This window comes from Streptomyces sp. NPDC023541, assembly GCF_055559995.1.
In genome coordinates this window covers 298,154-309,654 of sequence record NZ_JBVHJO010000007.1, presented here as the reverse complement: position 1 = coordinate 309,654, position 11,501 = coordinate 298,154, and the positions used below count along the sequence as shown (strand labels likewise).

Below are 11,501 nucleotides of genomic sequence, written 5' to 3'. Positions count from 1 at the left end.
GCGGTGGAGTCCGTCATCTCATCAGCTCACCGGCGTTGACCAGCAACGATTGGCCGGTAATCGCCCGGGCGCGGTCGGAGGCGAGGAAGACGGCGGCGTCGGCGACGTCCCCGTCGGTGGCGAGCTCGGGCAGGGCCATGCGCTCGGTGAGGCGGGCGTGCACCTCGGCCTCGGGGACGCCTTCGGTGTGGGCGGTGAAGGTGACGAAGGCCTGTACGGGCGGGCCCCACATCCAGCCGGGAAGCACGGTGTTGACGCGGATCCGGTGCGGGCCGAGTTCGCGGGCCATGGAGTACATGGCGGAGGTCAGGGCCCCCTTGGAGGCGGCGTAGGCGGCCTGCTGGACCTCGTTGGGCGCGGCGACGGCGGACTGCGTCCCGATGATCACGACGGCTCCGCCGTTCTCCTTGAGGGCGGGGAGGCAGGCCCGCGTCATGCGCAGGGTGCCGAGCAGGTTGACGTCGATGATCTGCTGCCAGGTCCCGAAGTCGGCGTCCTCAAGCCCCCCGAAGTACGAGTCCCAGGCGGCGACGTGCACGACGGCGTCGACGCCCCCGAACCGCTCCCGCGCGAGGGCGGCGAGGGCCTCGCACCGCGCCTCGTCGCCGATGTCGGTGGCCAGGTGGGCGGTGTGGGTGCCCTCGGGGTCGATCTCGGCGGCGGACTTGGCGAGATTCGCCTCGGTCCGCGCCCCGAGCACGGCGTTTCCGCCGTCCCGCACGACGGCGGCGGCCACCTGGTGCCCGAGCCCGGCCCCGACGCCGGAGACGATGACGGTCTTCCCTCGCAACAGCACGACGTACCTCCAGGGCGGGCGGGGCGTATCTGACGGCGCGTCAGGCTACGACGTGGGTGCGGCGGTGTGAAGGGGTTTCGCCGAGTGGCGGGGGCAGCGCCGGAGCCCGCCGGGGCGGGCGCGGCGCCGCCGTCGATCCCCGGCCCCGCCGATCCGCCCGAGCGCGGTCAAGGAACGAGCAATGTGCGGGGGCGGCGGTGGCTGCGCCGGCGGGCCGGGGGTGGGTGTTCGGGGGATGATCGGATGGGAACGCATCCTGGTGGGGACGATCCGCCGCGCCAGGGCCCGGTCGGAGGACGTGAGGACCATGTCGCTCTCGCACCCCGCCGGCGTGCCGCCGCGCGCCCGGCTGTTCGCTCTGCTGGCGCTGGTCGGTGCGCTGGGCGCGGTCGTGGTGCTGGTGGCGGCCGGCGCGGGCGGCGGGCTGGTCGTCGTCGTGGTCGGGGTGGCCGGCGCGGCGCTCACCGCCATGGGTACCTGGTGGGCGGTCGCCCACCGCGGAGCGGTCCGGCTGGCCGGGGCCGCGCTGGCCGTGGCCGCGCCGGTGGCCGTCCTCGTCATCTATGCCCGCGCCGACCTGTGGCCGACGGCGCTGGCCGCCATCGTGGTGTGGGCGGCCGCCGTGGTGTGCGCGCGGACGGCGCTGCGCGCCGCCCGGCCCCCCGCCGGCATGCGGGCGGTCGCCGCCGAACGCCCCCGGCGCCCCGTGCTGATCATGAACCCGAAGTCCGGCGGCGGGAAGGTCGGCCGTTTCGGCCTCGTCGAGAAGGGCGAGGCGCTGGGCGCCCGGGTGGTGCTGCTGGACCCGGAGGCCGTGACCGACGTCGCCGCCGTCGCCCGCCGGGCGGTGGCCGAGGGGGCGGACCTGCTCGGGGTGGCGGGCGGCGACGGCACCCAGGCCCGGGTGGCCGAGGTGGCGGCCGAGCACGGGCTGCCGTTCCTGGTGGTCTGCGCCGGTACGAGGAACCACTTCGCCATGGACCTCGGCCTGGACCGCGAGGACCCGGCCCGGTGCCTGGACGCGCTGGCGGACGGCGAGGAGCTCAGGGTCGACCTCGGTTTCGTAGGGGGCCGCGCCTTCGTGAACACGGCCTCCTTCGGCGTCTACGCGGAGGTCGTGCAGCGCCCGGAGTACCGGGACGCCAAGGCGGACTCGGCGCTGAACGCACTGCCCGACCTGCTGCTCGGGTACGCCGGCCGCACCCTCGAAGCGGCGACCGACGAGATGCGCCTGGAAGCCCAGCAGGCGCTGCTGATCAGCAACAACCCCTACTCGTCCCCCGAACCGATGGCCGTCGGCGCCCGCCGGGCCCGCCTCGACCTCGGCGTACTGGGCGTCGTCGGCATCCGGGTGAACAACGCCGCGCAGGCGGCCGACGTGGCGCTGCGCGGCGCACGGGCGGCGGGTCTGCACGTCCTGACCTCCCGGCAGGTCGTCATCGGGTCGGAGGCGGAGAGCATCCCGGTCGCCGTCGACGGCGAGGGCCTGACGATGCCCACGCCCGTCACCTGTTCCATCCGCCCGGGCGCCCTGCGCGTACTGGTGCCGAGGGAACGTCCGGGCGCTCCGGCGGCCGGTCCGCCGATGCGGTGGCGCCACGTCCTCGCGCTGGCCTTCGACCGGACGCGGCCGCAGTGACTGCACACGCCCGCAGGAGCGCCCCGGGATGCCCGGCCCCCGCTACGGCGTCACAATGAGCCTTACCTGGTGATCCCGCTGTTCCCGCTGGTCGTGGCGGATAGGAGACAGCCGTGAAGGACCTCAAGTTCGAGCAGAAGAGTTCCCTTTCGCGCCTCGAGGCCGCCGATCAGCTCTCCGCCCTCGCGGAGGCGCTGCGGCACGGCGGCAACGCCGAACTGGAACTCGGCCCCGGCACGATGAGCCTGCGGGTCCCCGACGAACTCCGTACCGAGATCGAGGTCGAGGTCGGCGACGGGGAGATCGAGATGGAGATCGAGCTCAAGTGGCCCACCGCCACCTCGCGGCCCGGGGCCGCGTCGTAGTGGTCCCGGTCGGCGGCCGTCCGGAGCCCGGTTCGGAGCCCGGTCCGGAGCCCGGTCCGGAGCCCGGTCCAGAGCGCGGCCGGGAGCCCCGCCCGGAGCGCGGCCGGGAGCCCCGCCCGGAGCGCGGCCGGGAGCCCCGCCCGGAGCGGGCCCTGGAGGAGGCCTCGTACGAGGCTTCGTACGAAGCCTCGGAAGGTGCTGGCGAAAGCGCTTCGCAAGGCGCTTCGCCAGGCGCTGCGGAGAAGATCCGCGGCGACTACGCGGGCGCCGTCTACGGCTCGCTGCTCGCAGCCTCCGTCGTCGTCGGCGCCGGGACGCTCGGCTCGTACCCCCGGCTGCAGCTCATCGTGCTGCTGCTGGGCACCGCAGTCGTCTTCTGGGCCGCCCACGTCTTCGCCCGCCACTTCGGCGCCCGCCTGGCGGGCCGGCTGAGCTGGAGCGTGGTCCGACGCACCGCCCGGGAGGAGCGCCCGATCATCGAGGCGGCCGTCCCGCCGGCCGTCGCCGTGGCCGTCACCCCGCTGTTCGACTTGGGGCCGCAGGGCACCGTGTGGCTGGCCCTGCTGGTCGCCCTGGCCGGTCAGGTCGGCTGGGCCACCGTGGCCGCCCAACGCGCTGGCGCCTCGCGCCGCCTGATGGCGGTCGCCGGTGTGGTCAACCTCCTCCTCGGACTGGTCATCGTGCTGCTCAAGGTCGCACTCCAGCACTGACCGCCGTGACCCGGCGCGGGCCGACGTCGCCGTACTCCGCCAGCGCCGCGCCGAGCCGGCCGACCCCCTCGGTGATCTCCCGCGGGGTGTGCGTGGTGAAGGACAGGCGCAGCGTGCGGGGATCCGGGGCGCCCGTGTAGAAGGGGGCGCCCGGGACGAAGGCGACGCCGTGCGCCACGGCCGTGCTCAGCAGGGCCGTCGCGTCGTGGTCCTCCGGGAGCCGGGCCCACACGAACATGCCGCCCTCGGGCAGGTTCCAGTCGCAGTCCGCCGACAGGGTCCGGCTCAGGGCGTCCTGCAGGGCGTCGCGCCGCTCGCGGTACGCGCCGCGCACGGTGGCTATGTGCGCGTCCAGGTCCACCGTCGCGAGGTAGTGCGCCGCAGCCAGCTGGTCGAGCGTGGAGGTGTGCAGGTCCGCCGCCTGCTTCGCGACCACCGCGGCCCGCAGGAGCGCCGCCGGCGCCCGCAGCCAGCCCAGCCGCAGCCCCGGCGCCATGATCTTCGAGAAGCTGCCCAGCAGGGCCGTGCGGTCCTGCGCGCCCGGGTGGGCGGCGAGCCACGGGAGGTCGTCGCCCTCGTAGCGCAGGTCCCCGTACGGGTCGTCCTCCACCAGCCACAGACCGAGGCGGGCCGCGACCTCGGCGACCGCCGCACGGCGGGCGGCCGGCAGCGTGCGCCCCGTCGGGTTCTGGAAGGTGGGGACCGTGTAGAGCAGCTTCGGCCGCTCCCGCGCGACGAGTTCCGCCAGGGCGTCCGGCAGCACGCCCTCGTCGTCGCAGGGGACGGCCACCACCCGCGCCCCCGCCAGGCCGAAGCACTGGAGCGCGGCGAGGTAGGTGGGGTTCTCGACCAGCACCACGTCGCCCGGCTCGATCAGGGCCGCGGCGATGAGGGTGAGGGCCTGCTGGGAGCCGGTGGTGACGAGTACGTCGTCCGCGCCGGTCGGCAGCCCGCGCGCCGTGGCCCGCGCCGCGACCGCGGCGCGCAGCTCCGGCGCGCCCTCGGTGGTCGAGTACTGCAGCGCGCGGCGCGCCGACACGCGAAGGCGGCGTCGTACGCGGCGCGCAGGCCCTCGGTGTCGAAGAGCTCGGGCGCGGGGAGGCCGCCGGCGAAGGAGATGATCCCGGGCCGCTGCGTGAGCGCGAGGATCTCGCGTACGGGGGAGCCCTCGACCGAGGTGGCGCGGGCGGCGAACGCGGGCGGTGCGGCGGCGGGGGTGACAGCGGCGGTGACGGGGGCGGTGACGGCGGCGACAGCGGGCACGGGAGCTCCTCGGGGAGACGGGTGCGCGCATCGTAGCGACAGAAACTTGTAGAGGGCATGGATATATCACGAGGCGGACACCCGGGCTTCGCTCTCCCCGACTCGCCCCGCCCTCTCCCGATCTGACGTCACATCAGTTAGACCGTTCCCATGACGACAGCAGAGCAGGACCCGCAGCAGGACACCGGCACCCGCGTCGACGACTACGCCGAGCTGGCGGCCGTCGGCCCCTACGGCGTCCGCCCCGGCCATGCGCTGATCACCATGGTGGAGCCGCACCCGGGCCACGAGTACGCGTACAACCGCTGGTACGAGGACGACCACTACTACGCCGGTGCCATGGCCATGCCCTGGATGTACGCGGGCCGCCGCTGGGTGGCCACCCGCGAGCTCCAGGAACTGCGCTACCCCGAGAAGTCGGCCGTTGCCCAGCCCGTCACCGCCGGCTGCTACATATCGACGTACTGGGTCACCGAGGGCCGCTACGACGAGCACATGAAGTGGACCGTCGCCATCAACAAGCGGCTCAACCGCGACGGCCGCGTCTACCAGGACCGGACCCACGTCTTCACGGCCTTCCAGGACCACGCGGCCACCGTCTACCGCGACGGCGCCGCCGGCCCGCGGGACTACCACGCGCTCGACCACCCGTACGCCGGGCTGGTGGTGCAGGTGGTCGACGCCGACGGGCCCGGGCAGCGGGGAGAGTTGCTGGAATGGCTGCGCTCACGCGCCCTGCCGAAGCGGCTGCACGGCTCCCCGGTGGCGATGGTGACCGCCTTCCGGCCGACACCGCTGCCAGGTGACCGGATGGCGTACGTCAAGCAGGTGGAGGGGGTCGACACGCGCCTGACGCTGCTGTGGTTCCTGGAGGAGGACCCCCGGGCCTGCTGGGACCGCTTCCAGGCGCTGGACGCGGAGGTCGCGGAGACGGGCCTGGGGCGGGTGGAGCTCGTGGCTCCGTTCATCCCGACGGTGCCGGGGACGGACCGTTACGTCGACCAGCTGCGCTGACTGGGCGACCGACCGGCTGACCGACCGACCCACCGGCGGACCGACCGGCCGTGCCGTCGGTCGGAGGCGGGCATGGCCGAGCCCCCTCGGCCAAGACGGCGGACCGGTCGAGAGGGCTCCAGTCGGGACGGTCGGGACGCGTCGTGATCTTCAGGTGAGGCGTCCCAGCCGGCCTTCGGTGACATCGGTGACGAAGGAGGTCCACGAGCCGGGCGCGAAGGTGAGGGACGGGCCGTCCTGCACCTTCGAGTCGCGTACGGCGATCGCCTCCATGACGGGGGACTTGACCTCGACGCAGGCGCCGTTGGCGGAGTAGGAGGACTTGACCCAGTTGTCGTTGGCGCCCTGGCGAATAGCCATGTTTCTCTCCGGTGAGCGAGTAGTTCCGGTGTCTTGTCGGCCATTTCCGGCTGACGTGATCGACGCTACCCGCAGCTCTTGACGGGTGAAGGAAGCATTCACCCGACCGAGTGGCATATTCCATTCAAGCCTTCTGTGGCCGGGGATCGACGGTGTACGGTGCCGCCCCCGCGCCCGCCCGCACCGTGTGCCACAGGCGCTATTCCCCTTTGTCCGCATATTCGTTGATGATGCCCAGGATGAACTCACGTGTCCGGTCGACGCCCAGGGCCTGGGCGCGCAGGTGCTCGTACATCACGCTGTACTTCTGGACGTCGTTGGCCTTCTCCAGATACAGGTCGCTCGTCACGCCCTCGATGTAGACGACCGTCGAGTCGGACGCGTCCGGGAACTCCAGGATCGCGTACTGGCCGTTCACGCCGGGGTGCGCGCCCAGCTCGAAGGGCATCACCTGCACCGTGACGTGCGGCTGCTCCGACTGCTCTATCAAGTACTCCAGCTGTCGGATCATCAGTTGGACGTCGCCCACGTGCCGGCGCAGCGCCGCCTCGTCGATGACCGCCCACAGGCGCAGCGGGCCGAGGTCCGGGTTGTTGTTCTCGGTCTCGGAGAGCCGCTTCTGGCGGTGCATCCGGACCTGGACGCGCTTGTCCACGTCGGCCGGGGCGGTCTCCGGCCACGCGCCGCGGACGAGGGCCTGGGCGTACTCCGTGGTCTGGAGCAGCCCGGGGATCACGAGGGGCTCGTACGTGCGCAGGCTGGCGGCGTCCGTCTCCAGCCCGATGTAGACGCTGTACGGGATGTCACCGAAGGCGTGCCACCAGCCCTGCTGGCGGGAGTCCTTCGCCATCTGCATGAGGGAGTCGATGAGCCGGCGGTCCTCGACCTCGTACACGTCGCACAGGTCGCGGACATCGCGCTGGCTGATGGAACGGCGGCCGTTCTCCAGTCGGCTGATCTTCGACTGGGAGACGAGGAGGCGTTCGGCGACCTGTTCGGCCGTCATGCCCTTGTCCTCGCGGAGCTTGCGCAGCTCCATGCCCAGTCGGCGGCGTCGGACGGTGGGATTGACATTGGACGCCACGTGAACGGCACCTCCGCCTTCTTCTGTCGTGCAGCTGTCTCTCTGCGTGGCTGATGTTCAGCAGACTGCCACCGAAGCGGGCGGCGCCGCTGGGGAACGGCAGGGAAACACAGACGCGCGGGGTGGCGGAGCCGGCGGACCGGCTCCGCCACCCCGCGCGCTGGCGGCTCGGTGCAGCGGTGCTGTGGTGGAGCGGTGGAACTGTGGATCGGTGCTGCGGTGCTGCGGTGGAGCGGTGCTGCCGTGGAGCTGTGGAACGGGGGACCCGGGAATCTGTCCGGGCCGCACCGGGGGTGGATCAGTGCGCGGCCGCGCGGGCCATCGCACCCGTGCGGCGCGGCTGCAGCGGCATGCCGCCCGCCGTGGGCCGGGCCTGCGGTGCCGGTGGCCGGTCCCGGCGTGGCTGTGCGGCCACACCGTTCTGGACGTCCATCACGGCGTGCGCCACGAGTCCGCCCATCGGGTCGTGCCTGATCAGGTCCCGCAGCCGGGACCTGGACGAGCGCCCCTCGTTGCCGGGGTACAGGTGCTTGCCGAGTCCGACCGCGTGGGCCAGCGCGGCGAGCGCCGCGGTCCGCGGGTCCGGCGGTACGCCGGTGCGGATCGCACTGTCGAGCCGGGCTCGGATCTCCCGGCTGATCTCCGTGTCCGTCGCCTGGTAGCGAGTCGTCGGCAACACCCCGCACATCTGTCCCGCAACGGCATGGACCATGCCGCAGCGCTCCAGGTGCGCGAGGTAAATCTGACGAAGCCCCAGCCGGGGTCCGCCGATCCAGTGGACGGCCCGTACCGGGCTGCCGCGCCTGCGCAGCAGTTCCAGTGCGGAGTCCAGAGTCGGATCTCCTGTCGGCCGTGGCATCACCACGGCGATACGATCCCCATCAGGGGCTATCCGTCCTGCCAGAGCCAGCTCCACTAGCTGTGCCCCGGCCAGGCCGAGGTCGAGCGACTGCGGCTGCGCCGTGGTACCCGTGGCCGGGTCCAAGGCGAGCAGCAGAAGCTCCTCCGGAATTGTTCTGCGGCTCCTGCCCATCCATGCCTCCCCGCGTGGATGAGTGACAGGGTGACGCCTCTCACATTCATCTGTCGAGAGCGCGTGGCCGCTTTGTGGGGGAACCCGCAGCTATGTCGTTCTCGTCTGGCACGGGGGCGATGCTCCCTAGACGGGACACTGTTAGACATTCGGACAGCCGAACGTGGCGGCGATGAGGAGGAGCGGTGGCGGGCGAGTCCCCCGACAAGTCGGTAGATGAAGGAACGCCGGGGGCGGCGGCGGAGTCGTCCGCGGAGCGCGACCCGAGGCTCTCGGTGTTCCGGCCGAGGGAATCCGCGGACGGTGCCGGGGTCGCCCGTAAGGGCGAAAGCGGTGCCGAGGCGGATGCCGAGGCCGGCGGCGGCGACGCGGCCGAGGCCGATGCCGAGTCCGGCGCCGCCGCCGGTGCCGAGTCCGGCGGGCGGGATGCGCTGCGCGAGGCGGTGGCGGCATGGGTCGCCACCACGGAGGAGGCCACCGAGGGTCCGTCTTCCGGCGGGCCGAAGCCCGGCTCCGCCGGGCCGGCGGACAGCGAGCGCACCGCTGCGTCTGCCGCGGCCGGTTCCGCTTCTGGTGAGCCGAAGCCTGCGGCTGCGGCCGGCGAGCGCCTCGGCTCCGTCGGCGCGGACAGGTCGTCGGACAAGACCGACGCACGTTCCGCCGCGTCGAAGCCTGAGGCCGGGGACACCGCCCGCAGCGGCTCCGCCGAGGCGGGCAGGTCGTCGGGCGACGGTGCCGGGCGTTCCGCCGCGTCCCGCGAGGGTGGTTCCGCTTCCGGTGAGGCGAAGGCTGAAGCCGGGGATACCGACCGCGCTGGCTCTGCCGAGGCGGGCAGGTCGTCGGGCGGCGGCGCCGGGCGTTCCGCTGCGTCCCGCGAGGGTGGTTCCGCTTCCGGTGAGGCGAAGGCTGAAGCCGGGGACACCGACCGCGCTGGCTCTGCCGAGGCGGGCAGGGCGTCGGGCGGCGGCGCCGGGCGTTCCGCTGCGTCCCGCGAGGCGAAGCCTGAGGCCGGGGGCACTGACCGCAGCGGCTCCGCCGAGGCGGGTAGGACGTCGGGCGAGGGCGCCGGGCGTTCCGCCGGGTCCCGCGGGTCCGGTTCCGCTTCCGGTGAGGTGAGGCCCGCTGCCGCGGACACCGACCGCATCGGCGGCGCGGGTGGGGGCGAGTCGAAGCCCGCGGCTTCGGACGCCGAGTCGGCGGACAGTGAGCGCACGGCCGTGTTCCGCGCCGTGAAGCCCGCCTCCGCCGGGACCGGCTCCGGCGGGGCGAAGTCCGCAGGCGTGCGGCTGCCGAAGGGGCCGGCCCCGGCCGCGCCCTCGAAGCCTGCTGACGATGAACCCGCGGACAGCGAGCGCACCGCCGTCTTCCGCGCTGTGAAGCCGGAGACCGGCGAAGGCGCCGGGAACGGTGCCGGCGAGCCGAAGGGGCAGGCGGCGGACAGCGAGCGCACCGCCGTGTTCCGGGTGCCGAAGGTGGATGCGCTGAAGCCCGATGGCGGGCAGAAGCAGAAGCCGAAGCCCCCCGCCGCGAGGCCGGTCTCCGAACCCGCTCCCGGTCCCGCTTCCACTTCCCCCTCCGCTCCGGCCGACGAGGCCGCCGACAGCGAGCGGACCGCCGTCTTCCGCGCCCCGAAGCCGGAGGCGCTGCAGCCCGACGCGCCCAAGCCCGACGCGCCCAAGGCCAGTACCTTCGTGCCGCTGCGCGCCGACGGCGCTGCGCCGAAGGCTCCGGTTCCGTCCACCCCGCCCGCCCCGTCCGCACCGGGCTCCGCGGCGACCACCACCGAGCGGCTCGACCACAGCGACCGGAGCGAGCGGACCACCCAGCAGCCGCTGCCGCCCAAGCCTCCGCTCGACATGCTGGCGGACCTCACGAACAACCCGCCCCCGCCGCCGAGCCCCCTGCGCACCGCCGTCCGCCGGGTCAAGATCTACGCGCCGCTCGTCGTGCTCCTGGCGGTCATCCTGGCCGTCGTGCAGCTGGTGCGCCCGCTGCCCGAGCCGAAGCTCGTGATGACCGCGAAGTCCTCGTACACCTTCGAGGGCGCCATGCCGCAGCTGCCCTGGCCCACCGAGGGGCAGGCCTACATGGCGGCCGCCGGCCTCGGCACGCTCGGCCAGTCCGGCGAGCAGAAGCCGGTGCCGATCGCGAGCGTCACCAAGTCGATGACGGCGTACATCATCCTGCGCGACCACCCGATAAAGAAGGGTGAGCAGGGCGCGATGATCGACGTCGACAAGACGGCCGAGACCGAGGGCAAGAAGAACAACTCCACCGACAACGAGTCCACCCTCGACACGGTCAAGGAGGGCGACAAGATCTCCGAGTACGACGCGATCGCCGCCCTCATGATCCCGTCGGCCAACAACATCGCGCGGCTGCTCGCGCGCTGGGACTCCGGTTCCCAGGAGGCGTTCGTCAAGAAGATGAACGACACCGCCAAGGAACTCGGCATGACCAACACCACGTACACGGACCCCTCGGGTCTGGACGCGACCACGGTCAGCACCGCCGAGGACCAGGTGAAGCTGGGCCTGAAGCTGGTGGAGATCGAGACGCTGCTCGACATCACCAAGAAGCCGAACTGGGTCGACCCGTCCGGCAAGAGCTGGCGCAACTGGAACGGCCTGACCGGACCGAGCGGGGCGCTCGGCATCAAGACCGGTACGACGACCAAGGCGGGCGGAAACCTCCTCTTCGCCGCGCAGAAGAAGATCGGCAACACCAATCAGCTGATCGTCGGAGCCGTCCTCGGCCAGCACAAGCCGTCGATCATCGACACCGTGCTCGCCGCGAGCAAGCAGCTGATGACCGCCACGCAGAAGGCCCTCGACGGCGCGGTCGTCGTGAAGAAGGGCCAGGTCGTGGGGTACGTCGACGACGGGCTCGGCGGCCGGACGCCGGTCGTCGCCACCGCCGACGTGCAGGCGATCGGGTGGGCCTCGCTGACCGTGGACGTGAAGCTCGCGGACGGCGGTGGCAAGATGCCGCAGACCGCGAAGGCAGGCACCGAGGTCGGCCTGCTGACCGTGGGCGAGGGCGCCAGCCAGGTCAAGGTGCCGGTGGCGCTGCAGAGCGACCTGGCCTCGCCGGGCATCGGCAGCAAGCTGACGCGCATCGGCTGACGCCGATCGGCCGACACGGCCGTCGGTGAGAGCACTGATCCGGCGCCCCGGGCAACCCCGGGGCGCCGGTGCGCGTCTAGCGAGTGTCCGCAACGTGCGTGCCGGGCGCCGG

9 protein-coding genes and 1 pseudogene are annotated in these 11,501 nt (G+C 73.0%); 5 read left to right on the top strand and 5 right to left on the bottom strand.

The genetic code is table 11. The annotated features are described in order from the left end of the window. Positions 1 to 13: 13 nt before the first annotated feature. Complete coding sequence (locus ACZ3X1_RS19855; RefSeq protein WP_356812720.1) at positions 14 to 796, bottom strand: SDR family oxidoreductase; 783 nt, start codon at positions 794 to 796, stop codon at positions 14 to 16. A 307-nt stretch (positions 797 to 1,103) separates the two neighbouring features. On the opposite strand from ACZ3X1_RS19855, the gene ACZ3X1_RS19850 reads away from it, so the two are divergent. From ACZ3X1_RS19850 to ACZ3X1_RS19840, 3 genes are all read left to right on the top strand, one after another. Beyond that, positions 1,104 to 2,435 (top strand): diacylglycerol/lipid kinase family protein, encoded by a 1,332-nt coding sequence (locus tag ACZ3X1_RS19850; protein ID WP_467280562.1) that lies wholly within the window; start codon positions 1,104 to 1,106, stop codon positions 2,433 to 2,435. A 113-nt stretch (positions 2,436 to 2,548) separates the two neighbouring features. Continuing rightward, positions 2,549 to 2,800, top strand: a complete 252-nt coding sequence (locus ACZ3X1_RS19845) for an amphi-Trp domain-containing protein (protein WP_356812719.1) — start codon at positions 2,549 to 2,551, stop codon at positions 2,798 to 2,800. 245 nt (positions 2,801 to 3,045) lie between these two features. Next, positions 3,046 to 3,510 carry a hypothetical protein gene (locus tag ACZ3X1_RS19840; protein ID WP_467280561.1) on the top strand — a complete coding sequence of 155 codons (465 nt, stop codon included), beginning with the start codon at positions 3,046 to 3,048 and terminating at the stop codon, positions 3,508 to 3,510. On the opposite strand, the pseudogene ACZ3X1_RS19835 reads toward ACZ3X1_RS19840, so the two are convergent. Continuing rightward, positions 3,488 to 4,773 (bottom strand): annotated as a pseudogene (locus ACZ3X1_RS19835) (aminotransferase-like domain-containing protein). The gene ACZ3X1_RS19840 and the pseudogene ACZ3X1_RS19835 overlap by 23 nt on opposite strands. A gap of 150 nt (positions 4,774 to 4,923) precedes the next feature. Here ACZ3X1_RS19835 and ACZ3X1_RS19830 point away from each other — a divergent pair. Further along, entirely contained in the window at positions 4,924 to 5,787 is an 864-nt protein-coding gene (locus ACZ3X1_RS19830) for a hypothetical protein (RefSeq protein WP_467280450.1), read from the top strand. 150 nt (positions 5,788 to 5,937) lie between these two features. Here ACZ3X1_RS19830 and ACZ3X1_RS19825 read toward each other — a convergent pair whose 3' ends face one another. From ACZ3X1_RS19825 to ACZ3X1_RS19815, 3 genes are all read right to left on the bottom strand, one after another. After that, positions 5,938 to 6,147 carry a DUF397 domain-containing protein gene (locus ACZ3X1_RS19825; protein ID WP_467280449.1) on the bottom strand — a complete coding sequence of 70 codons (210 nt, stop codon included), beginning with the start codon at positions 6,145 to 6,147 and terminating at the stop codon, positions 5,938 to 5,940. A gap of 199 nt (positions 6,148 to 6,346) precedes the next feature. After that, entirely contained in the window at positions 6,347 to 7,231 is an 885-nt protein-coding gene (locus ACZ3X1_RS19820; RefSeq protein WP_467280448.1) for a helix-turn-helix domain-containing protein, read from the bottom strand. Between the two features lie 298 nt (positions 7,232 to 7,529). Then, on the bottom strand, positions 7,530 to 8,264 hold the full coding sequence (locus tag ACZ3X1_RS19815; RefSeq protein WP_356812715.1) for a GOLPH3/VPS74 family protein: 735 nt from the start codon (positions 8,262 to 8,264) through the stop codon (positions 7,530 to 7,532). A gap of 1,112 nt (positions 8,265 to 9,376) precedes the next feature. Between ACZ3X1_RS19815 and ACZ3X1_RS19810 the strand changes: the two genes are divergently transcribed. After that, positions 9,377 to 11,389 carry a D-alanyl-D-alanine carboxypeptidase family protein gene (locus tag ACZ3X1_RS19810; protein ID WP_467280447.1) on the top strand — a complete coding sequence of 671 codons (2,013 nt, stop codon included), beginning with the start codon at positions 9,377 to 9,379 and terminating at the stop codon, positions 11,387 to 11,389. Positions 11,390 to 11,501: the final 112 nt, after the last annotated feature.